Origin of the sequence: Nocardiopsis protaetiae (genome assembly GCF_045446735.1) — a bacterium.
Classification (GTDB): Bacteria; Actinomycetota; Actinomycetes; order Streptosporangiales; family Streptosporangiaceae; genus Nocardiopsis; species Nocardiopsis protaetiae.
Map to the genome: position 1 here is coordinate 1 of NZ_JBJJBV010000047.1, position 19,968 is coordinate 19,968.

The 19,968-nt window shown below is 67.6% G+C and carries 24 protein-coding genes, 1 tRNA gene and 1 pseudogene; 5 read left to right on the plus strand and 21 right to left on the minus strand.

All coding sequences use genetic code 11. The features are described from left to right. Window positions 1-195 precede the first annotated feature (195 nt). Window positions 196-651, minus strand: coding sequence for a GatB/YqeY domain-containing protein (locus ACJOT3_RS10130; RefSeq protein ID WP_406971228.1), 456 nt, complete (start codon window positions 649-651; stop codon window positions 196-198). Window positions 652-819: 168 nt separating this feature from the next. Here ACJOT3_RS10130 and ACJOT3_RS10135 point away from each other — a divergent pair, with 168 nt between their 5' ends. Continuing rightward, a complete protein-coding gene (locus ACJOT3_RS10135; protein ID WP_406971230.1) occupies window positions 820-1,755 on the plus strand; it encodes a metallophosphoesterase in 936 nt (311 codons plus the stop codon). An 86-nt stretch (window positions 1,756-1,841) separates the two neighbouring features. Continuing rightward, window positions 1,842-1,915: transfer RNA gene (locus tag ACJOT3_RS10140), tRNA-Pro, on the plus strand. Window positions 1,916-2,038: 123 nt separating this feature from the next. Here the strand turns inward: ACJOT3_RS10140 and ACJOT3_RS10145 are convergent. From ACJOT3_RS10145 to ACJOT3_RS10155, 3 genes are read right to left on the minus strand one after another with little or no spacing between them, the layout of a single operon-like run. Beyond that, entirely contained in the window at window positions 2,039-3,241 is a 1,203-nt protein-coding gene (locus tag ACJOT3_RS10145) for a tyrosine-type recombinase/integrase (protein ID WP_406971232.1), read from the minus strand. Window positions 3,242-3,286: 45 nt separating this feature from the next. Further along, entirely contained in the window at window positions 3,287-3,496 is a 210-nt protein-coding gene (locus ACJOT3_RS10150) for a helix-turn-helix transcriptional regulator (protein WP_378652374.1), read from the minus strand. Continuing rightward, window positions 3,493-5,178 (minus strand): replication initiator, encoded by a 1,686-nt coding sequence (locus ACJOT3_RS10155; protein WP_406971234.1) that lies wholly within the window; start codon window positions 5,176-5,178, stop codon window positions 3,493-3,495. Before ACJOT3_RS10155 ends, ACJOT3_RS10150 begins: the two co-directional genes overlap by 4 nt. A gap of 71 nt (window positions 5,179-5,249) precedes the next feature. Between ACJOT3_RS10155 and ACJOT3_RS10160 the strand changes: the two genes are divergently transcribed. Next, complete coding sequence (locus tag ACJOT3_RS10160; protein WP_406971236.1) at window positions 5,250-5,567, plus strand: hypothetical protein; 318 nt, start codon at window positions 5,250-5,252, stop codon at window positions 5,565-5,567. Window positions 5,568-5,800: 233 nt separating this feature from the next. On the opposite strand, the gene ACJOT3_RS10165 is transcribed toward ACJOT3_RS10160, so the two are convergent. The 7 genes from ACJOT3_RS10165 to ACJOT3_RS10195 all read right to left on the minus strand — a co-directional run bounded on the left by ACJOT3_RS10165 (window position 5,801) and on the right by ACJOT3_RS10195 (window position 11,151). Further along, entirely contained in the window at window positions 5,801-7,234 is a 1,434-nt protein-coding gene (locus tag ACJOT3_RS10165) for an FtsK/SpoIIIE domain-containing protein (protein ID WP_406971238.1), read from the minus strand. After that, on the minus strand, window positions 7,234-7,494 hold the full coding sequence (locus tag ACJOT3_RS10170) for a hypothetical protein (RefSeq protein ID WP_406971240.1): 261 nt from the start codon (window positions 7,492-7,494) through the stop codon (window positions 7,234-7,236). Before ACJOT3_RS10170 ends, ACJOT3_RS10165 begins: the two co-directional genes overlap by 1 nt. Before the next feature lie 105 nt (window positions 7,495-7,599). Next, window positions 7,600-8,007: a plasmid replication, integration and excision activator gene (locus ACJOT3_RS10175; RefSeq protein WP_406971242.1), complete on the minus strand. Its 408-nt coding sequence runs from the start codon at window positions 8,005-8,007 to the stop codon at window positions 7,600-7,602. A 115-nt stretch (window positions 8,008-8,122) separates the two neighbouring features. Beyond that, on the minus strand, window positions 8,123-8,863 hold the full coding sequence (locus ACJOT3_RS10180; protein ID WP_406971244.1) for a GntR family transcriptional regulator: 741 nt from the start codon (window positions 8,861-8,863) through the stop codon (window positions 8,123-8,125). A gap of 219 nt (window positions 8,864-9,082) precedes the next feature. Next, window positions 9,083-9,514 carry a hypothetical protein gene (locus ACJOT3_RS10185; protein ID WP_406971246.1) on the minus strand — a complete coding sequence of 144 codons (432 nt, stop codon included), beginning with the start codon at window positions 9,512-9,514 and terminating at the stop codon, window positions 9,083-9,085. Next, window positions 9,511-9,720 carry a hypothetical protein gene (locus tag ACJOT3_RS10190; RefSeq protein WP_406971248.1) on the minus strand — a complete coding sequence of 70 codons (210 nt, stop codon included), beginning with the start codon at window positions 9,718-9,720 and terminating at the stop codon, window positions 9,511-9,513. Before ACJOT3_RS10190 ends, ACJOT3_RS10185 begins: the two co-directional genes overlap by 4 nt. Window positions 9,721-10,371: 651 nt before the next feature. Beyond that, entirely contained in the window at window positions 10,372-11,151 is a 780-nt protein-coding gene (locus ACJOT3_RS10195) for a GntR family transcriptional regulator (RefSeq protein ID WP_406971250.1), read from the minus strand. 30 nt (window positions 11,152-11,181) lie between these two features. Between ACJOT3_RS10195 and ACJOT3_RS10200 the strand changes: the two genes are divergently transcribed. Next, a complete protein-coding gene (locus ACJOT3_RS10200) occupies window positions 11,182-11,637 on the plus strand; it encodes an NUDIX hydrolase (protein WP_406971252.1) in 456 nt (151 codons plus the stop codon). 131 nt (window positions 11,638-11,768) lie between these two features. Here ACJOT3_RS10200 and ACJOT3_RS10205 read toward each other — a convergent pair whose 3' ends face one another. The 10 genes and pseudogenes from ACJOT3_RS10205 to ACJOT3_RS10245 form a co-directional block, all read right to left on the minus strand. Continuing rightward, on the minus strand, window positions 11,769-12,200 hold the full coding sequence (locus ACJOT3_RS10205) for a hypothetical protein (protein WP_406971254.1): 432 nt from the start codon (window positions 12,198-12,200) through the stop codon (window positions 11,769-11,771). 147 nt (window positions 12,201-12,347) lie between these two features. Continuing rightward, window positions 12,348-12,626: a DUF7701 domain-containing protein gene (locus tag ACJOT3_RS34825; protein WP_421536136.1), complete on the minus strand. Its 279-nt coding sequence runs from the start codon at window positions 12,624-12,626 to the stop codon at window positions 12,348-12,350. Next, entirely contained in the window at window positions 12,617-13,174 is a 558-nt protein-coding gene (locus tag ACJOT3_RS10210) for a RipA family octameric membrane protein (RefSeq protein ID WP_406971256.1), read from the minus strand. The genes ACJOT3_RS34825 and ACJOT3_RS10210 overlap by 10 nt, the downstream gene beginning before the upstream one ends. Then, on the minus strand, window positions 13,146-13,529 hold the full coding sequence (locus ACJOT3_RS10215; protein ID WP_406971258.1) for a hypothetical protein: 384 nt from the start codon (window positions 13,527-13,529) through the stop codon (window positions 13,146-13,148). Before ACJOT3_RS10215 ends, ACJOT3_RS10210 begins: the two co-directional genes overlap by 29 nt. 676 nt (window positions 13,530-14,205) lie before the next feature. Then, the gene (locus tag ACJOT3_RS10220) at window positions 14,206-14,412 is read right to left on the minus strand and encodes a hypothetical protein (RefSeq protein WP_406971260.1); all 207 of its coding nucleotides are present in this window, start codon (window positions 14,410-14,412) and stop codon (window positions 14,206-14,208) included. A gap of 188 nt (window positions 14,413-14,600) precedes the next feature. Then, window positions 14,601-14,909 carry an HNH endonuclease gene (locus ACJOT3_RS10225; protein WP_406971334.1) on the minus strand — a complete coding sequence of 103 codons (309 nt, stop codon included), beginning with the start codon at window positions 14,907-14,909 and terminating at the stop codon, window positions 14,601-14,603. 150 nt (window positions 14,910-15,059) lie between these two features. Further along, window positions 15,060-15,500, minus strand: a pseudogene (locus ACJOT3_RS10230) (YDG/SRA domain-containing protein); the annotation flags it as partial. A gap of 51 nt (window positions 15,501-15,551) precedes the next feature. Next, window positions 15,552-16,760 (minus strand): amidohydrolase, encoded by a 1,209-nt coding sequence (locus ACJOT3_RS10235; RefSeq protein WP_406971262.1) that lies wholly within the window; start codon window positions 16,758-16,760, stop codon window positions 15,552-15,554. Beyond that, on the minus strand, window positions 16,761-17,534 hold the full coding sequence (locus ACJOT3_RS10240) for a hypothetical protein (protein ID WP_406971264.1): 774 nt from the start codon (window positions 17,532-17,534) through the stop codon (window positions 16,761-16,763). A 31-nt stretch (window positions 17,535-17,565) separates the two neighbouring features. Further along, window positions 17,566-18,261 (minus strand): DUF5058 family protein, encoded by a 696-nt coding sequence (locus tag ACJOT3_RS10245; RefSeq protein ID WP_406971266.1) that lies wholly within the window; start codon window positions 18,259-18,261, stop codon window positions 17,566-17,568. A 243-nt stretch (window positions 18,262-18,504) separates the two neighbouring features. Between ACJOT3_RS10245 and ACJOT3_RS10250 the strand changes: the two genes are divergently transcribed. Continuing rightward, entirely contained in the window at window positions 18,505-19,959 is a 1,455-nt protein-coding gene (locus ACJOT3_RS10250; protein WP_406971268.1) for an amidase family protein, read from the plus strand. The last annotated feature ends 9 nt before the right edge of the window (window positions 19,960-19,968 follow it).

A 19,968-nucleotide genomic window follows, 5' to 3' on the forward strand; every position in this document is an offset into this window, starting at 1 on the left:
CGCACACGCCGGCCACCCCGCGCGACTAGCGGGACGGGAACCCGGGACGCGAACCCGGGACGGGAAACCGGTACAGGAAACACGACGAGGGGGCCGCGGCGGATGCCGCGGCCCCCTCGGGCGTTCTCGGGGTCGCGCTTGTAGGGCGCGGGCGCGGGGCGCGGGGTCAGCCCGCGAGGTGGATCCCGGTGGAGGTCAGCCCGCGAGGTGGCGCTTGACCTCGGCCGCCACCCGCGAGCCCTCGGCCCGCCCGGCGATCTTGGGGTTGACGACCTTCATGACCTTGCCCATGTCCCGGGGGGTCTGCGCGCCGGTCTCCTCGACGGCGGCGGTGACCAGGGCGGACAGCTCCTCGTCGGTGAGCTGCTTGGGCAGGTAGTCCGAGATGACCTCGCTCTCCGCCCGCTCGGCCGCGGCCTGCTCGGGACGGTCGCCCTTGTCGAACGCCTCGGCGGCCTCGCGGCGCTTCTTCGCCTCGCGGGTCAGCAGCTTGGTGATCTCGTCGTCGCCGAGGACGCGCTGGGTGGAACCGGCGGCCTCCTCGGTGGAGATCGCGGCCAGGACCATGCGGAGGGTGCCGGTGCGCACCTTGTCACGCGCCTTGATGGCGGTGGTCAGGTCGTTCTTGAGGCGGTCTTTGAGTTCGGACATGGGCCGATCCTACGGCGGTCCCCCGTCGGCCGACCAACGTTTTGTGCGCGGGCGGCGTGAGACGATCGTCGGGGGTGCCGGAACGTCGTTCTGCGACCTCTCCGTCCCGAACGAAGCGCACACCGCACCTCGCACCCCGCATCCGAGCCCGACGAGGAAGAAGGCCGCATGGGCATCGACAAGGGACGACTCCTGCGCAACACCGGCCGGGCGGTCGCGATCACGGGAGCCGTCGGGGTCGCCGGGCTGGCCTACGCCTCGGTCATCGAACGCAACTGGTTCCGGCTGCGCCGCTACGAGCTGCCCCTGCTGCCCGCGGGCAGCCCGCGCCTGCGGATCCTGCACCTGTCCGACGCGCACCTGACGCCGGGCCGCCGGATGCTCATCGACTGGATCCGCGGCCTGGAGGAGTACGAGCCCGACCTGGTGGTCAACACCGGGGACTCGCTGGCGCACCCGGAGGCGGTGGAGCCGTTCATCGACGCCCTGGGGCCGCTGCTGGACCGGCCGGGCGCGTTCGTGTACGGGTCCAACGACCTGTTCTCGCCCCAGCTGAAGAACCCGGCCCGCTACCTGTGGCGGACCAGCAAGACCGACTACAACAAGCGCCGGGTGCCGGACCTGCCCTGGCGCGAGCTGGGCGCGGCGATGTCCGCGTCGGGCTGGCTGGACCTGAACAACCGCAAGGGCGCCCTCAAGGCGGGTGCGGGGGGCCTGGAGGTGGCGCTGGGCGGCGTGCACGACTCGCACATCAAGCTGGACCGCTACGACGAGATCGCCGGCCCGGCCGACCCGTCGGCGGACCTGCGGCTGGGCGTTCTGCACTCGCCCGAGCCCGCCAACCTCGACCGCTTCGCGGCCGACGGCTACCAGCTGATGCTGGCGGGGCACACCCACGGCGGCCAGCTGTGCCTGCCGTTCTACGGGACGCTGGTCACCAACTGCGGCATCGACCGGCGGCGGGCCTGGGGACTGCACGAGTACGCGGGGGCGTGGCTGCACGTGTCGGGCGGGCTGGGCACGTCGCCGTACGCCCCGGTGCGGTTCTGCTGCCGCCCGGAGGCCTCCCTCCTGGACCTGGTGGCGGCCCCGGACGAGGGCTGAGAGCAGGGCCGGGGAGGCCTGGGCCACAGTCCCGTAATCGATTACCCGACCACTCCCGACGTCCGCTAGACTTAGGCTCGTTGCTTCGGGGTGTAGCGCAGCTTGGCAGCGCGCTTCGTTCGGGACGAAGAGGTCGTGGGTTCAAATCCCGCCACCCCGACAAAGGAACGGGTGTCCACGCAGGTGGGCACCCGTTCTTCGTTTTCCCGGCCCGGGGTCCCCGGGGGCGCGGTGCACATTCGTTGCACATGGACGGGCCGGACGGAGTCCGTCGCGGAGCCGGTCAGGCGGCGGCGAGCACCCGCAGGCGCGCGGCGTCCATGGCCTCGGCCACCTCGTCCAGGCGATCGGGGAACAGGTGCCCGTAGCGGTCCAGGGTCATCGTGGCGGTGGCGTGTCCGAGCATCGCTTGGACGACCTTCACGTCCGCGCCGGCGGCGATGGCCAGTGACGCGGCGGTGTGCCGGAGCTTGTGCGGGGTCAGGCCCATGCCGTCGAGCCCGGCCTCTTTGAGCGCCTTGCCGAACTCCCGGTTGCGCCAGTTGCGGAGCCGCACCTCGGTCCCCCGCTTGGTGGTGAACACGAGCGCCGCGTCCGGCCGACCGTCCACCAGGGGCCGCAGCTCGGCGACGAGGGACGGCGGGACGGGAACGGTCCGGCTCTTGCCCGTCTTGGGCGACTGTTCCACGAGCTTTCCCTCTACCTCTGCGAAGGCGGTCGTGATCCGGATGCGCCGGGTGTCCAGGTCCACCCTGCCCACGCGGAGGGCGGCGGCCTCGTTAAAGCGGAGCCCGGTGTAGGCCAGTAGGAGGATCAGCGGCCGATTGATGTTCGCGGCGGCGGCGATCTGGCCGTACTTGGTGCGCAGCGCGCCGGCCGCGTTCGCCAGCGCCTCCACCTGGCGGTGGTCGAGGTAGACGTGTTCGGCCTCGGAGGGCTTGGGCAGCGGGACCCCGCGCGCCGGGTTGGCCGGGAGGCGGCGGGGCACACACCATTCCAGGACCATGGAGAGGACGCCGTAGGCGTGGCGGGTCTGGGAGGCGCCCAGGTTGCCCCCGTCCTCCTCACGGGGCTTCTGAAGCTGGGCCACCCACACGGCGACGTCCTCGGAGTGGACGGCCGATAGGGGGTGCTCTCCCCAGCGGGGCAGCACGTGCGCGTCCAGCAGGCCCCGGTACTTCCACCAGGTGGAGCGCTTGATGTCGGTGCGCGTGCTCAGCCACTTCTCGGCCATCTCGGCCACGGTGATCTTCGCGTCGTGCGGGTTGCGGTAGGAGCCCTCGTGCAGGCTGTTCTCGATCTCGGTCTGCTTCTTCTCGGCGTCGGGCTTCTTCTTGAAGGTGCCGCCGCTCTTGATCCGGCCGGAGGGGTCGTAGTAGCGGACCATCCACCGGGCGGGAGGTGTGCGCTTGGTCTCCTTAGCCTTCTTCACGGCCTCCACGTAGGACTTCTCCTTGGTGCGGTCGTAGACCCAGGCACGGGCCATGGGGGACTTCCTTTCCGGGGGTTGTTGTCGGGGGCGGGTTCGGGTTCAGCGGGAGCGGACCCAGGTGCGGACCTCGGCGGGGATGTAGCGGACGTATCGGCCGATGCGGTGGGAGGGCGGTCCGTCGCCCTTGTAGCGCCACTCGTAGAGGGTCTTGGGCGGGACTCGGAGGTAGGCGGCGGCGTCCTCCACCGACCACAGAGCGTCGGATGGGCGCTGTTCGGGGATGTCCACACCGGCCGTCGACGCACTCATGCCGCCCTCGTCTCTGGAGTTGCCGAAAGGTCGTTCTGGCGAGCGGCGTGGAGCTGCGCGCGGCGTTTGAGTGATTCACCGACCGCGCGGAGGAGGCGGCGTTCGCGGGGGGCAACGTCGGGGTCTGTGGGTCGGGCGAGTTCCCAGGAGAAGGAGCCGGAGGCCACCGCCAGCAGCGGGGAACGCGGAGTGTCCTCGTCCTCCTGGCCGTCGTCGCCGGGGGTAACGCCGAGAGCGTCCAGGACCCAGGCGAGCCGGTCGGCCTTGTGGTCGGCGAGGGTCTTGCCGGACCACTTGCGCGAGACCAGGACGCGCCGTCCCGCGTAGCCCAGGTGTTCGCGGCGATGGGCCTTGGAACGGCAGAACCCCGGGCGCATCCCCGGCTTGGCCTCGTCCGGCTGGACCCCGTAGCGCAGCCAGTTGGAGCACCGGGGCGAGCACGGCTCGAACCGCAGGGCTTCCAAGAGGCGGTCCACGTGCTGTTCCTGCCGGGTGGTCTCGGCGGCGTGGCAGTCCGCGATGTCCTTGGTCAGGTACTTCGCCAGGTAGCGCACACACCGGTCGGCGTCAACGGACCCCGCTACGACCCCCTTGGCGTCCACCTGTCGGCCGAACCGCACCACGTGATGGGGCTCGGCGTCGGGGTCCTCGTCCAAGGCGTCCAACGCTTCGTCCCAGGTGGACAGCACTTCACCGGTCGATATGTCGACATATGCCTTGCTGGACTCGTCCCAGACGGGCAGGCTCTCCCCCGCAAAGACGACCCGGTCGGCGGATGGCCACCACACCTGGTGGTAGGTGGCGGCGGCGATCTGGCGCAGCTCGGCCCGGGGCAGGGTGCCCCGGGTGGCCATGTGCAGGTGCGGGGCCAGGCGGCGTTGAGGTTCCACGGCGGCGAAGTACTGGATTTCGAACCCTGCGACCCGTCGGAGGTTCTGCACGAACCGGTCCACGAGCTTGGAGAAGTGCAGCGCGTCCCGGGCCGCGCGCCGGTAGTCGTAGGTGGAGAAGTCCACCGGGGTTCCGTCCGAGCGGACCCGCCCGTAGGAGTCCAACGTCAGGGTGATGAAGAGCGAGGGCCGGAACACCTTCCCGGACGCGGGATCGGTGTAGGCGCGACCCACGGTCTTGCGGGTCATGGGCCGCTTGGGCAGGTCGGGGGCATCCTGGCGACGTTTGGTGGAGCGCACCCGCCTGGGCTTGGCCGTCGCGGTGTCCGAGGAGCGGGTGACCGAGCCCCGGAGGCCGGAGGCGGTGATCTCCTCGTCCAGGTCGGCTATCGCGGCGTCCAGCGCGGCCAGGTCTTCCACCGAGGCCGCCCCCGTGGCGGCGAGGCGGTCCCGTTCGGCCGTCACCATCGCCCGCTGCTCCACCCAGCCCCGTTGCGTCGCGGTGGGCGGGTCGGGTTCCACGACGGGTTCGGTGTCCAGGTGCCAGCCCTCTTCGCATTGGGTTCGCCGCAGGGAGCGCTTGCGCTTGGCGCAGGCGGGGCAGTGGGATTCCAGGGTGGACCCGCACGGGACGTCGATCACCGTCGTCTCACCGGTGGCGATGTTCGTGCGTCGGAGGGACACGGGGCGGATGCACACGCCGTGGTCGGCGGCGACCTGTTCGGCCACCTCACGGGCCAGGGGTTGCGCGAGCCGTTCGGCCCGGGTGGACTTACCGGTAGGAGTCGGCATCAACCCACCGCCCCGAACCGCTTCGCACCCCAGAAGCACCCAGCCCGCACGGCTTGGAAAGGAACCCCCACGTGGCCGGTCGGCATCGCGCCCCGCACAACCCCGAGGCCAAGAAACTCGAACGCGAGATCATGAAGCAGCGGCGTGAGGCCATGAAACGCGAGCGTGCGGCCCGTGGTCCTGAGCCCGCGAACTGGTGGACGGTAAAGTTCTCGATCTTCGCTCTGGTGTTCAGCGCCGCGTTCGGTGTGTTCGTGTGGTTCACGGATCCACAGAGGATGTGGCTCGTAGGTCTGCAAGCACTGATCTACCTTGCCGGCCTCGTTCGGGAGATCCACGCGCACCTGCGGTATCGAGCCGCCAACAGCCCCGAGAAGACACCACATTGACGCGGCGTCACCAACCCACCATGGCCACAGAGCAGGAGCCCCCACCCCATGCCACCGAAACCGCCCCGCGCGGGGTTCACGCTTCTGAGCCTCCGTGACGTGCTCTGGATGGCCCAATTCGGCTGGGTGATGGCGCTGATCGGTTCCGGACAACTCCGGTGGGCGCTGATATTCGCGGTGCTCTCCGTCACGGCTCTGTGGACCTGGGACTTCATCGTTGCCCGCAAGGACCGTCATTCACCCTCCTCAGAGCCCGAGGAGAAGCCCGCCCCGTAGCCGTCGGCCATGGAGGTGATGTCCTCGTCGGAGACGTAGGAGGCACGCACCCGCACGGGGGCGGGTGAGCCTTCGAGGCGGACGTAGCCGACACCGGGCAGGGTGGGGTCGATCAGGTGCGCGTTCGCACCCCGGTCGCGTGCCCCCTCTCCGAGGACCATGTCCACCTGCGACGCCTCATCCAGACGCAGGGCCACCTTGTCCGGGAACAGGTTGCGCAGGTTCATGACCTCCTTGCGCGGATCCTGCAACGCGGCCAGGACAGAGAACCCGACCGAACGCCCCTGGGAAGTCAGGGTGGCTATCGCGTTCTCCGCGCGACGGCGCACGTCCCGGTCAGGGTGGTAGGCCGTCAGGAACGCCACCTCGTCCAAGGCCACGACCACGAACGGATCGATCCGGGTAGGGGTGTGGGAGCGGTGCTTCCCGGCGTAGCGTTCGGCCCGCGCCTGCATGTCCGCCACCGCCCGTTCCAGCAGGGCCACCGCGGATTCCCCGGTGTCGGCGTAGCGGGCGAACAGGTCCCGCCCGTAGGACAGCTCCATACGTTTGGGGTCGATCGCCCAGATCCGCACCGTGCCCTTGGCCACGGCGGGCAACATGGCGCGGATGGCGGACCAGAGCACCGAACCCTTCCCGGAGCCGGTGACCCCGGCGACCAGGACGTGAGTCCCGTGCAGACGCAGCTTCCACGGGGAACCGTCCTCGCAGCGGCCGACCGGCAACGCACCCAGATCCGGAGCGTCGGGGACGGGCAGGGCGTCCAGGGGTTCGGCGAGGGTGTCGTAGCGGGGGAACTCCAACGTGATACGGCGGGGGCCGTCCACGATCACCCGGCAAGAGGGTGCGCGGAAGCCGTGCGCCAGCTCAGCCACGCGGGTCTCAAACTCAGCCGGAGAGGTCCCGGCCACCAACGTGACCTTGACCCGGTCGGCCCAGGTGTCGCAGACGACGCGGCGGATGCGGGGCAGGTAGCGGCGTTCCTGGTAGGACTCGGCCAGCCCGGCGATGACCAGGACCGGTTGCCAGTGGCGCCGGTACACGAACACGTGCCGCCACCACGCCAGCAGCCGCAACGTCACCCATGTGCGGTGGGAGCCGGGCCAGGCACGCCACCACACCAGAGACGCCACCGAGGCGAACCCCCACAGGGCGGCGAGGGCGGGCCAGTCCCCCAGCCACCACGCCACGGCCGAAGCGGTCGTGCAGGCGACCAGGACGGGGAAGCGGAAGGGCAGGGTGACCAGGAACCGGACCAGCCGGTAGATCCAGGAGGCCAGGACCACGATCCCGGGCGTCTCGACGATCGGCGTCGTCCACCGCACTCCCTGAGCGGGAGAGGGCAGGGTCGGGGAGGTCTGGGCGGAGCCGACGTTGGAGGTGAACGGCATCAGAGGTCACCACCGCTCAACGTCTCGCCGGTGGCGATCTGGGAGAGGATGCGGTCCCGGTGGGTGCGGGCGCGTTCGGCGGCCTGGAACGCCTCGGGGTCGCCGTTGCGCTCGGCCAGGGCTCCGAAGACCCGCGCCTTGAAGTCGAAGAACGCCGCCTTCTCGGCGGGGGTGGTGCGCGACTGGTCGATCTCGGCCAAGAATGCGCGGACCAACTGCGGGCCGGTCAACGCGGACAAGTCGCTCGGGTAGTCGGACATACTGAAGACACCTCTTCACGAAGCTTTCGCAGGGTTCGGGTAGGGGTTCCAGGGGCGGCTAGGTGTTGGAGCACCAGGCCGCCCCGTCTCATGTGGTGCGGAAGGTCAGGCGGCGTCCTTGGCCTGGGCGCGACGAGCACCCGCAGCGGCACCGGGGGCCTTCACACCCCGCGCGCGCAGCGAGTAGGCGACGCGAGGCCGGCGACCGTTGTCGTCGACGTAGGGCATGACGGCCATGTGCTCGAACTCGACCGGCCGGAACGGCAGCCCGGGAACCTCGTCGGGCAGGGTCGGGCAGTGCTCGGCGGCGATCTTGACCTTCACCGACTTGGCCTTGCCCCGCGCCTCGGGGTCGGCGTCGATCACATCCACCGCCCACAGCGGCAGCCCGGACTCCTTGTCGAGCTGAGGCCGCTTGGTCTCGAAGTCCGTGATCGCCTCCACCCCCAGCGCGAACGCACCGTGCGGGAACACCGTCCCGAACGCCACCGGCAACGCACCCTGAACAGCCATGGGCACTTCCTCTCTCCCGATAACCACTCGACTACTCGTCCGGTCGAGTGAAAGTCAGGATAACCGGCCAGACTTGATCGGACAAGTGACTAAGCCGACCGGTTCCTAGGCCCCCTCAAACCGCCGGGTAGGAGTCCTCCAACTCGTGCAGATCCCCGGGGAGAACCACCTCGGCCACCGCGATCACATCTCCCGAGGCGTCCAGTATCCGCGCGGTGATCCCCAGGACCGGGGTACCCTCGTCCAGCCTCAGGGCTTCGCGTTCGGCGTCATTGGCCAGCCGTGCGCACAGCCGTTCCACCACGGTCGAGGGGCGGAGCTGCTTGACCATCTGCACGTGTTCACGGGCCCCGATACTGATGGGCTGATCATCCGCCAGGTCGGTTCCCTCGGCCACGTCCACCGGAAACCACAAGGTGACCAGCTCACTCGGTTCGCCCTCGTCCAGGACCACGCGGCGGCGCATGACCACCGGAGACCCCGCAGGAACCCCGATCGCCTCGGCCACAGCACCGGCCACGGGAACGCGACCGGCCGACAGGATGCGGCTGCGCGCGCTGTTCTCGGAGGCGTCGAACGCACTGGCCCCGGCATGCGAGCGCTCGGCGGTCTGCTGCGGAACACCGCGCACGAACGAACCGCGCCCGTGCTCACGCTCGATCCACCCCTGCATGCTCAGGATCTGCAAGGCCCGCACCACCGTGGAGCGGCCGGCCCCGAACTCGCGGACCATACGGGACTCGGAGGGAAGCATCTCCCCCAGCGGATAGGTTCCGTCTTCGATGCGCTCTTGGATCGCCCGCACGATCTGCGCGTACTTGGGCGGAGCGAACTCCAGATTCGACACGTTGTCCACCTGGTGACTCTAGTACTCGTGTGGTCGAGTAGCTTACTGACACGATCCCGCCCTGTCAGCAGGTGGGGCCACATATGAGCCCCGAAGGCACACTGAACAGAGCGAACGACGGGAAGCCCGACCGCAGCGAAGGCGCGGACACGTCGTCGTTGAAGAGGAGAAGGCCCGCGTGCCCTGGGCCCCGTGGTCTCGAAAAGACGTCAGGGCACGCGGGGGTCTTTAGAACGGCCGCCAGTCCTTGGCGCGCTGCACCGTGTACACGGTGAGGTTGTCCACCGTGGCACCGCACACCGCGCGGCGTTCGCTCTCCACCAGGGCGGCGGCCACGAGCGTCACGTCATGGCGGTCGGCCTCGTCCGAGGAGAACAGCGCCGGGGGAACGACGCGGCGGACATGGCTGCACTGGGCCCCGTTCACCTCATGGGACAGGCCCACCAGGTAGGTCGCCAGCATGCGGCGCCGCACCACGGCTTCGGGGAGAGCACACCGGACGCGGTCCACCACATGGGGACCGTCCGGGCCGGAGGCGATGGCCTCATAGGTGATCGACTCCCAGTCCTCGGCCGCCACCCGCACCCGCACACCCCGTTCACGCGCCCAGGCGGCCAAGGGTTCGCGGCTGTCGGGGAGGGGGCCGCCGTCGCCGTTCATCGCCGCACCGCCCCGACCGCTATGGCCGTACGCACCAGGTCACGCAGCTCGGCCAGGTCGTCGGGAATCCTGGGAGCAGCGGAGATGCTCAACAGCAGGTCCAGGCCCCGCCGGTCCCGCTCGGCGCGCTCCAGGGTCCGCCTGTGTTCCCAGTGAACGAAGGGGCCACGGTGCAGGGAGTAGGCCCGGGGGTCACCGCCGTCCATGACGATCGGTTCCGGAGCCGGCCACAGCTCCACCCGCGCAGGCCGGGGCAGGTGGAACGGCCGGGGGCCGGTCCGGTGGTGCCTGCCGTGTCGTTTCGGTCGTAGGAGAGTCACCAAAGCCCGAATCAGGGCGATAAAGTCGCTCACGTCAGCCTGCTTTCCTCAGGTTGGCCGTGCCCCCGGATGCCTAGCCCGCGTCGCGGGGGTCTGTTGTCTGTGCGGGCGGAGCACCGCCACCGGGAGCCACCCGGGCGGAAGTCCGCACCGCTTTCACGAGTTCGTGCCGCTCCCCCGGCATGCAGTACAGCGAGCCACGCGGACCGCAGGTTCACGTGTCGCGGGAGAACGGACCACGACCAGCCGCCGGGAGCGAAGCGACTTCCAGCCGCGGCCACGGCAGGATTTGCACCGCTTCGAAGCGGATGCGACGACGGATTCCACGAAGCACGCTCCCGGGGGACGGGGGTGTCAGCACCTCACTGCGGGAGCGAGGACGCACCGGTTGTGGCAACGAACCCAGGACCCAGCACATGCATATGAGCCAAGCCCATGCACTCATGTATATGAGTGATGTAGATAAGAGTGGCGCACTCATGTACATGAGTCAACCCTCTGAGCCGAAGAGGCTCCCGGGAGCGGTCGGTCAGTCCCTCAATCCGTGGCCGGAATGCGGTAGTCGAGCACGAACTGATCAGCGGCCATGATGGTGTCGCACACCTCCACAACACGCCCCGTGGAGGTCACCGCGTTGCGCGTGAGATGGATGATGGGAGAGCCGGGGCTGAGAGCCAGCGCACTCGCCTCCTGCTTCGTCGCAAGACGCGCCCGCACCGTCTCGGTGTACTCGGCGAACTCGTGACCGTGCTCCTCCAGACGGGCATAGATGCCACCGCCGCCCGGGTTCTCCTCGAAGAGTTCCGGGATGTCCCGCGCGACGTCCCACGGCAGGTAGGACGTGGCTTCCTCGGTGGGAGTGCCGTCGCTGAAGTAGAGCCGGCGGCGGGCGAGCACCTTGTCACCCTCATCCACGGCCAGGCGTAGAGCAATCTCAGCGGGAGCAGAGACGGGACCGATGGAGAGCACCTGGACGGTGGGCTTGACGCCCGCCTGTTCGGTCTCCGCGATGTAGGCGGCTTTGCCGGCCCGACGGTGCGAGCGCCGGAAGCGGTCCGAGGACTTGCGCGTCACGGGAGGCCGGGACTTCACGAAGGAGCCCTTGCCCTGGTAGGTGTCCACCAGGCCCGAAGTCCGGAGTTGAGCAACCGCCTTGCGCACCGTGCCCGAAGAGACCCCGTAGCGCTGCATCAGCGTCGTCTCACTCGGGATCTCCTGAGCAGGAGCCAGGCGGCCCGCCCGGATCTGCTCTTCGATGTCATCAGCGATCTGGAGATACCGGGGCTTCGCTGACTTCGCCCCTACAGTGCTCGCCATAGTCCTTCTGTGCCTCCTATGCTCCTGTACATGAGTAACAGCACTGGAGACAAGCCGTCAACGCCGCTGCACTCCGTGTCCGTGGCGGGAGCCGTCATACGCGAGGACGGACGCATGCTGGCGATCCAACGCAGAGATAACGGAACCTGGGAGCCACCAGGCGGCGTCCTGGAGTTGGACGAGACCCCCGAAAACGGCGTTGTGCGTGAGGTCTTGGAGGAGACCGGCATCCACGTCGAGGTGGAACAGCTTACGGGCGTCTACAAGAACATGTCTCGCGGAATCGTCGCTTTAGTCTTCCGCTGCAAACCGGTCGCAGGCGATGGAAAAGAAACGCCCGAAGCATCTTCCGTCAAGTGGCTCACCCATGACGAAATTGAGGATAAAATGGTCACAGTTTATGCAGTCCGCCTGCTTGATGCCTTAGACATGAATGGACCTCATGTACGCGCCCACGACGGCAAACGCCTAATGCGACCAAAATAGGAGGCAGTCAATGGCGTGGACTAAAATCTTCACCCAGGAGCGCTCGCATTAATGTCAAAATTGGATATCGACGTATTTTTATTTTGACTCATGGGCATTTTGCCATGAGATTCACTCGAAATGACGCGGAATTAATAAAGCCTTCCCGGCGACCCTTTATTAAGAAATACGCTCTCCGCCTGGTGTGCCCACTTAGAGAAGAGGGCCGCCCCCTCTACTCCATTCATGAAATCAGCAGTGGGGTCCTTACTTAGATCGAATTCTGGCATAGCTATTCCGGCCACTCCTTTCTCAAGAACCCCATCGGCTATAACGCCCGCTTCCCTAAGGATTAACACAGGCAGTCCGAGTTGGTAAGCCATAGCCGATTCAATATGAGGCCAGGGGGTGGTCATCCACTCGTCTGATATTTCACGCGGCTCTCGGCCACTAAAATCCGAGTCTCGGTTAACCACTGCATGCTCGATATAAGTTCTTTTGAAAGCGATGGCAATCAGTCCATTTGATTCAAGCATTAGCCTGCGAATAGCGTGGAGCGGGGCCTCCAAGTCGTAGTCAGTCACTCCAAGAGTGCGCCCTTCAAATCCCCTTTCCCCAAGCTTAAAGCGCACACTTTCGACGAATTTTTCTTGCGCCAGCTGATGGGGCTTTGAATAACTAAGGAAAATAGATTTAGTGTATGTCATTGCACCGCGATCCTCGTTTAGAACCTAGTCTTCAATGGAAACCTTGATGGCATTCAAGTACGGAAGGTCATATTTCTGCTTTTCTGCAGGAAGATCTGAAAATGGAACCAGTGAAGGATGAGACGGATCTCGTGAGCTCATCCAGATCGACCACGCATCGTGCACATTTTCTGCGGTCACCCCGCTGCCTACGGAGCGCGCAAGCAAAGCGTACAATAGAAAAAGCTCGTCAGAATCATCTGGCACAAGGTCTTCCGAGGAAATATTACTTCGTATTTTTCTTGCAAGAAAATTTAGATACACACCCAAGTCCAATCCACACTAGCAACAAGTACCATAATATGAAGCCCCACGAAAACCCAAGGTACTATGCGTTCAATAGAGCCAAGCTCCGCGTATCGCTTCTTGCTATGAGAGACAGGATCTGGCTTGAGATAAGCCCATTCTTCAGAGAATATTTTAATAGAAAATCTTGATTCCATCTTGTTGATCACTTTAAACTTTGCTTCATTCAGCTCTCGATAGCTCCGCAACTGCATCCACCAGGAAAGCGATAGCACAACCCCAGCTAGAGCGAAAGCTACTTGCGCAGCAGTTGATACGTCTTCAGCACCACCCTGAGAAAACCCAACAACCGCCACTAATGCTGTTTGCACTGTCAGGAAAAAAGAATTAGCCACACCTCGACGAGCCGAAACTCGATCAGCCATTTCGACTGCAATTTTATAGAGTTCCAGATCATCTTGAATGGAGCCGTCAACCACACTCGCTTGGGGCAATTTTTGTTTCGTTTCTCCCCCACCATCCAACATTGCCAACTTTTTACCTAGCGCCGCCAACCAGCTTTTCAAGATTTTCCCAACTCCATTTGTAAATCTTATCCCCAAACTTTGCGGACTTAGGCCTTTTTCCCGTCTTTCCCTTGTAACCATTCAGCAGAAAATATGGTACGCCTTCTTCTTGGGCGATACCAAGTTCAATTGATACCCCGGTCGCCGTGTCGGTGTGCAGACCACAAATTACTACCACCAAGTCGCATCGACGAATACGATTTCGAGCTTCCTCTTTCCATCCTGGCGAGGCTTTCTTAATCGACCAATCATGAATAACAAAAGGAGAATCCGGATTCTTTGATTGCCCGACGAGAAAATCCTTTAAGATAACATCATTGTCATAATCAAAGCTAATGAAAACCTTCTTGACCATGAACTTATCCTTGCCGAGTTGGACTGTATGGAATCAAGGCGACGGCGCAAGCGCCGTCGCGGTGGCCCCTCGTCCGTGGCTCGGGCTGCGGGCTGACGCCCGGTCCCGAGCACACGGCCGATGGCCGTGCGCACGCAACCTCTCTCGGACGAGCCCGTACGACGAGCGGGACCAGAGCCGCCCGAGACATCTATGGTGACTCAGGACACAGCTACCTGTCAGGTCCTTTGGTCCCAATGGTTGATGACGTGTTCAGATCCCGGGGCACCCGCTGGCGCGACACGGTCTGTCTGGGGTTGCCGGCCTCGGCGCCATCGGGCGCCCCGGCCCGGAGCCGTGGTTGCCGAGTACAGGGGCTCATGGGTAGCGGTGTGGGCATGCGAAACCGCTGACCGACTTGGGCCCGGGGGTCATGGCAGGGGCGGGAACGATGCACATTCAATGCACATGGGTCCGAGAGAGGCCGGGAAGCGGTGGGAAGCGTCCGGGGAGAACGTCGAGTTCAGGGGCGGTTTGCGGGGTTGGACCGCAGACTGCCGAAGGGCCCCGGTACGGGAAGAGGTCGTGGGTTCAAATCCCGCCACCCCGACAGAGCGAGAGGCCGGTCCTTCGGGACCGGCCTCTCGGCGTTTGCGGGGGCCTGTGCGACCGGCTGCCCGGGCCGGGCGCCGGGGCTTCAGCCGGCCTCGGGGGTGTCGCCCATCGCCTCGAACAGCTGGTTGCGCTGGACGGCGCCGAGCCGTTCGTCGTCGGTGACGGCCGACGCCTCCAGGTCGGGACCGACCCAGGTCGGAGCCAGGCCCTGCACGAGTATCTCGACGCCCTCGTGGTCCGGCTCCCCGGATGCGGATCGGTCACCGGCGGTGCTGGTCGGGTCTGCCATGACGGGTCCCTTCCGTGCTCCGGAACGGAGGGGGTGGAGCACGCTCGATTCACGGTAGCACCGGCGGCAGGAGCGAGGTCGGCTTGTATCTCCCGCTCCATAGGCGCGCTTCCTGTGGGAGGGGGGGTGTGATGGCCGCGACGGGGCCGGTCGGACAGGCCTGCCCCCACCGCGGTAGCGATCACCTCTCACTTGCCCCAGCGGGCTCGGTGGCTTTGGAGGTACTTGATGTCGATGTGGTGCTTGGGGACGGTGATGAGTTTCCCCTCCTCGACGCCGTTGCGGATGACGAGGAGGTCGTCCGTCACGATGACCGCGCCGGTGTCGAACTGAACGTGGCAGTTGGGACAGAGGCACAGCACGTTGCTGGTGATGTCGGGCCCGTAGTGAGGAGCACCGAGGGCTTGGATGTGGGCGCCTTCGCTGTAGACACCGTTCGGCACCGCGAGAGTGATCCCGCAGAGTTGGCACCGACCCTCGTGCCAGTCCTTGACCATGCGTGTGACCTTGGTGCTGCGAACGATGCGCTGAACCGTGGTGGCCTTGGTGGGGGCCGGTCCGGCGGCCCCCACCGGCTTCGCCTTTTCATCCTCGGCCGGAGTATGGGACGGGCTCTGGGTCTCCGTTATGGAGTCCTCTTGTGTCAGGGTGAACTGGACGACCCGGTAGCCATCGGCCCCGGTCTTCCACCCGTATTCCGCGACCCGGTAGAGGCCGTCGTAGCGGTACCCATGGTCTGGGGAGTGAGGGGTTTTCGCCTGGGCACCACGGATCACACGGACCAACTGTCCTTCGAGGAGGCTCGTGTGGAGGGCGGCGTTTCCGCTGTCCTCCAAACTCTAGTCGGCGATCTGCTTTCCGGTCTCCGCATCCCGGCCGCCGTGGCCGGTGTACACGATGACCTCTCCGAGATCTTTGTCGTCCTTGTAGCCACCGGAGACCACGATGGATTCGGCGCCGGACTTCTTGGTTCCGCAGATCCCTGCTTGAAGCGGGCGGTGCACCTTGGCCTGGGAAGCGTCTTTCCTGGACTTGAAGCTCCGCCCGACTTCGACGTGGGGGACCGGACCAATGAAACTCTCAGCCATGAGAAGAGTCTGACATGTCTCCTATGTCTGCCTTAAGGGTTTTCGGGCCTCTCAGGGTTTGGTGGCTAGGTAGGTGAGGATGCCCGCGACGGCCGCGCGGGTGCCGGTGGTGAGGGTGGGTTCCATGAGGGGGCCGAAGAACGGGGAGTGGTTGACCGGGGGTTCGCCCGCGTCCGGGTCGAAGCCGCCGAACATCCAGTAGACCGCGGGCACGCCGATGGAGTCGGCGAGGTGGCCGAAGTCCTCGCTGCCCATGACGGGTTCGGCGACGGAGACGTTGTCCTCGCCGAGTTCGGCGCGCAGGGCCGCCTCGACGCGGGCGGCGGCGTCGGGGTCGTTGTAGCAGCGGGGGAAGGTGTAGATCTCCTCGATGAGGGGTTCGGGGGCGTTGGAGGCGGCGGCCTCGGCGGTGATGACGCGGCGGACCGCGGCGAGGACCTGGTCGCGGACGTCCTGTTCGAAGGAGCGGATGTTGAGGGTGAGCACCGCCCGGTCCGGGATGATGTTCTCCTTCAGGCCGGCGTGGAAGGTGCCGGAGGTGATGACGGCCGGGGAGCGCGGGTCGAGTTCGCGGGAGACGATGGTCTGGAGCCGGGCGATGACGTGGGCGCCGAGCACGATGGGGTCGATGGAGGACTGCGGCTGCGAGCCGTGGGACTGGCGGCCGTAGAGGGTCACGCGCAGGGCGTCGGCCATGGCCATGGCGGTGCCGTGGGAGAGGGTGACGGTTCCGGCGCGGGAGGGCATCACGTGCTGGCCCAGGACGACCTCGGGGCGCGGGGCGCGGTCCCACAGGCCGTCGTCGACCATGGCGCGGGCGCCCGCGGCGGTCTCCTCGCCCGGCTGGAAGACGAGGACCAGGGTCCCCGACCATTCGGCGGCGCGGCCGAGGAGTTCGCGGGCGGCGGTGAGCAGGGACGTGACGTGGGTGTCGTGCCCGCAGCCGTGCATGACGGGCACCTCGGTGCCGTCCTCCAGGGTGCCGGTGGCGGTGCTGGCGTACTCCAGCCCGGTGTCCTCGGCGATGGGCAGCCCGTCGGTGTCGGCGCGGAACGCGACGACGGGCCCGGGACCGTTGCGGATGACGCCCACCACGCCGGTGCCGCCGCAGCGGAAGTTCTCGATGCCGAGCTCGTCGAGTTCGGCGGCGATGAAGTCGGCGGTGGCGTGCTCCTGCATGGACAGTTCGGGGTGGGTGTGCAGGTGCCGGTAGATCCGGTGCATGCGCTCGGGGTCGGTGACGGCGGGTGCGGTGGTCATTCAGCGGCCTTCCTCGGCGGACGGAACGTGTGCGGGGGCGGGGTCGTCGGCGGCGGTCCCGTGCACGATACGGCGGTCGCGCAGGAACCAGGCCAGGACCATGGTCACCGCCACGCACAGGGCGGTGGAGAACAGGGCGAGCCCCGGCGCGGCGGGCAGCAGAACGAACTGGACGGCCAGGGCGACGGCCACGGCGATGGCGGTGGTGCGGTACCGGCGCATGGTGACGACGCACTGCACCAGGACCCCGCCCATGACGGCGGGCAGGATGTACAGCCGGGCGACCTCGATCAGCTCCGCGGGCAGCACGGAGATCAGCCAGGTGCCCAGCAGTCCGACGCCGACCAGCAGTGACGTCAGGTGCACGGTGGCCGCCCCGCAGATGGCCATCACCGCGGTCAGGTCGCCGCGCCGGGTGCCCGGCCGGGCGTCCACGCTGGCCTGGGCGACGACCGCGGCGGGCAGCAGCTTGTTGGAGATGTTGCCGATCATGAACGCCTGGTACATGGCCGCCGGGCCCAGGATCGGGTAGTAGGTGAGCGGTTCCAGCACCCAGAACACGCCGAAGGTGGCGGCGACGGCCAGGAACGCGACCCAGACGCGGGCGGCGTCCAGGTCCAGGTCGGCGAAGACCGCCAGGTAGAGGGGCCCGGCCAGGGACAGGGCCAGCCCGGCGAGCATGGTCACCCGCCCCCACCGGGAGGTGGTGTTCTCGAACGTCGCCATGGCGGCGGCGCCGCTGCCGGTGCCAGCGCCGGTGTTCTGCGCGGTCATGTCGTCTCCTTCTCCACTCGCTTGCCGGGGGTCACGCCGTGTGGGCCAGGTAGGCGACGGCCAGGCCGGTGATGACGGCGAACCCGAGCGCCCATTCCTTCAGCCAGTCCGCCTTGAGCAGGCGGGCCAGGACCAGGCACCCGGCCATGACAGCGGCGGAGGAGAGCGCGGTGACCGCGTGGACCCCGGACTTGGGCAGTTCGGTGACGGTCAGCATGGCGAACGCCCCGAGCAGGGCGGCCGCGGGGACGACCGCCATGACGGCCGGGTTCACCGCGTCGAGCTTCTTGCCGCCGCGGTTGAGGACGGGGGTGAGGATCAGGGTGGCGAGCATCCACATGCCGCCGGACAGGCTCATGGCCATGAAGGCCAGGGCGAAGACGGACGGCGAGTAGTCGGCGCCGCCCAGGGTGGCGCCGACCGTGCCCGCGGCGATGCCGGCAGAGGCGACCTCGGTGCTCGCCGATCCGATCAGCCCGATGCGGACGAGCACGGCGGGGGTGCCGAAGAGGGCGAGCAGGGCGACGGCCACCAGGACGACGGCGAGCGAGGGGCCGATGGAGGCGACGGCTCCGGCGCGGTAGGCGTTCTTGAGGTCGGCCCGGCTCATGCCGACGTCGGGTCCGGCGACGCGGGCGGCCCGCATGTAGATGAAGGTCTGGACGAAGATGACGGCGAAGACGCCGAGCGCGCACAGCCACAGGACTGCGGGGGCGGGGGGTGTCATACCTGCGGACGCTCCTTCCCGGGGTGGTCGGGGTGCGTGCCGCGCCCCGATTGCGCCAACCCTCGGGCAGTGGTCTCCGCGGTGGCAAGGGATGCGGGAAATCGCCACCGGCGTGGCCGTTTCCCGCAAAGTGCGCCACATCACCCCGCGCCGTTCCGGTGAGCGCGGCCGCCGCGGAGACTGGGCGCGTCGAGTCCGGGCGGCGCTGACCGGCCCCGGAGCGGTGGAGGGATCGGAGGACCCATGGACGGGATTCAGCGGATGTCGGCGGCGGAGCTGGTCGGCGCGATCCGCCGGCGGGAGGTCTCCGCGCGGGAGGCCGTCACCGCGCACCTGGAGCGGATCGGTGAGGTGGACCCGGCGGTGAACGCGGTGGTCACCGTGGATCCGGAGCGGGCCCTGGCCGCGGCCGACGCGGCCGACCGGCTCACCGTGTCCGGGGCGGACCTGCCGCCCCTGCACGGGCTGCCGATGACCCACAAGGACACGCACGCGGTGGCGGGGATGCGCAGCACCAACGGCTCCCCGGTGCTGGCGGACCACGTGCCGCGGGAGGACGACCTGGTGATCGCCCGGCTGCGCGGGGCGGGGGTGATCGCCACGGGCAAGAGCAACGTGCCGGAGTTCGGCGCCGGGTCGCACACGTTCAACGAGGTGTTCGGCACCACCACCAACCCGTACGACCCCTCGCGCAGCGCGGGCGGCTCCTCGGGCGGGGTGGCGGCGGCGATCGCCGCCGGGATCCAGCCGCTGGGGGAGGGCTCGGACATGGGCGGGTCGTTGCGCATCCCGGCATCTTTTTGCAATGTCATCGGCTTCCGCCCCTCCTACGGGGTGATCCCGGCGCCGGCGGTGGACAACGACCACGCGTGGCTGGCCCGTACCGGGCCGATGGCCCGCGAGGTGTCCGACATCGCCCTGTTCATGTCCGCGGTGGCGGGCCCGTCGGAGCGGGTGGTGCCCCCGGCGCCGCTGGCCGGCGCGGACTTCGCGGGCCCGGTGGCCGGCGACCTGCGCGGGGTGCGGATCGGGTGGAGCCCCGACCTGGGGATGGGCGTACCCGTGGAACCGGAGGTCCTGGAGGTGCTGACCGCGCGGCTGCGCGTGTTCGAGGAGGCGGGGGCGGTGGTGGAGGAGGCCGCCCCCGACCTCACCGGCGCCGACGAGGTCTTCCACACCACCCGCGCCCTGGACTTCGCCGCCGGGCTGGGGCCGCTGGTGCGCGCCCACCGCGACCTGGTCAAACCCGAGGTGGTCTGGAACGTGGAGGCGGGCTGGGGGCTGAACGCACAGCGGATCATCGACGCGGCCGCGGCGCGGACCCGGCTGGCCGCCGCGGTCCGGCGGTTCTACGGGCGCTACGACCTCTTCCTCTCCCCCGCGGCGCAGGTGCCGCCGTTCGACGCGCGGCTGCGGTACCCGGAGCGGATCAACGGCGTGGAGTCCACGACCTACCTGGACTGGATGCGGTCGGCGTGCCTGCTGTCCGCGACCGGGCTGCCGGTGCTGGCGATGCCCGCCGGGTTCACCGCGGGCGGGCTGCCGGTGGGCTTCCAGATGGCGGTGGACCACTACCGGGACGTGGAACTGCTGCGCTACGCCAAGGCGTTCGAGGACCGGACGCGGTGCGCGGACCGCCGGCCGGACATCGGTGCGGGGCAGCGGCTGAGGCCGGTGGCGACCGCGGCCGCCGGGTAGCGGCGCGCA

Bases quoted from the DNA above. Each gene is read 5' to 3' on its own strand.
- ACJOT3_RS10130 (WP_406971228.1), bottom strand. From the start codon at position 651: ATGTCCGAACTCAAAGACCGCCTCAAGAACGACCTGACCACCGCCATC.
- ACJOT3_RS10135 (WP_406971230.1), top strand. From the start codon at position 820: ATGGGCATCGACAAGGGACGACTCCTGCGCAACACCGGCCGGGCGGTC.
- ACJOT3_RS10145 (WP_406971232.1), bottom strand. From the start codon at position 3,241: ATGGCCCGTGCCTGGGTCTACGACCGCACCAAGGAGAAGTCCTACGTG.
- ACJOT3_RS10150 (WP_378652374.1), bottom strand. From the start codon at position 3,496: ATGAGTGCGTCGACGGCCGGTGTGGACATCCCCGAACAGCGCCCATCC.
- ACJOT3_RS10155 (WP_406971234.1), bottom strand. From the start codon at position 5,178: ATGCCGACTCCTACCGGTAAGTCCACCCGGGCCGAACGGCTCGCGCAA.
- ACJOT3_RS10165 (WP_406971238.1), bottom strand. From the start codon at position 7,234: ATGCCGTTCACCTCCAACGTCGGCTCCGCCCAGACCTCCCCGACCCTG.
- ACJOT3_RS10170 (WP_406971240.1), bottom strand. From the start codon at position 7,494: ATGTCCGACTACCCGAGCGACTTGTCCGCGTTGACCGGCCCGCAGTTG.
- ACJOT3_RS10175 (WP_406971242.1), bottom strand. From the start codon at position 8,007: ATGGCTGTTCAGGGTGCGTTGCCGGTGGCGTTCGGGACGGTGTTCCCG.
- ACJOT3_RS10185 (WP_406971246.1), bottom strand. From the start codon at position 9,514: ATGAACGGCGACGGCGGCCCCCTCCCCGACAGCCGCGAACCCTTGGCC.
- ACJOT3_RS10190 (WP_406971248.1), bottom strand. From the start codon at position 9,720: ATGGACGGCGGTGACCCCCGGGCCTACTCCCTGCACCGTGGCCCCTTC.
- ACJOT3_RS10195 (WP_406971250.1), bottom strand. From the start codon at position 11,151: ATGGCGAGCACTGTAGGGGCGAAGTCAGCGAAGCCCCGGTATCTCCAG.
- ACJOT3_RS10200 (WP_406971252.1), top strand. From the start codon at position 11,182: ATGAGTAACAGCACTGGAGACAAGCCGTCAACGCCGCTGCACTCCGTG.
- ACJOT3_RS10215 (WP_406971258.1), bottom strand. From the start codon at position 13,529: ATGGTCAAGAAGGTTTTCATTAGCTTTGATTATGACAATGATGTTATC.
- ACJOT3_RS10220 (WP_406971260.1), bottom strand. From the start codon at position 14,412: ATGGCAGACCCGACCAGCACCGCCGGTGACCGATCCGCATCCGGGGAG.
- ACJOT3_RS10225 (WP_406971334.1), bottom strand. From the start codon at position 14,909: ATGGTCAAGGACTGGCACGAGGGTCGGTGCCAACTCTGCGGGATCACT.
- ACJOT3_RS10235 (WP_406971262.1), bottom strand. From the start codon at position 16,760: ATGACCACCGCACCCGCCGTCACCGACCCCGAGCGCATGCACCGGATC.
- ACJOT3_RS10240 (WP_406971264.1), bottom strand. From the start codon at position 17,534: ATGACCGCGCAGAACACCGGCGCTGGCACCGGCAGCGGCGCCGCCGCC.
- ACJOT3_RS10245 (WP_406971266.1), bottom strand. From the start codon at position 18,261: ATGACACCCCCCGCCCCCGCAGTCCTGTGGCTGTGCGCGCTCGGCGTC.
- ACJOT3_RS10250 (WP_406971268.1), top strand. From the start codon at position 18,505: ATGGACGGGATTCAGCGGATGTCGGCGGCGGAGCTGGTCGGCGCGATC.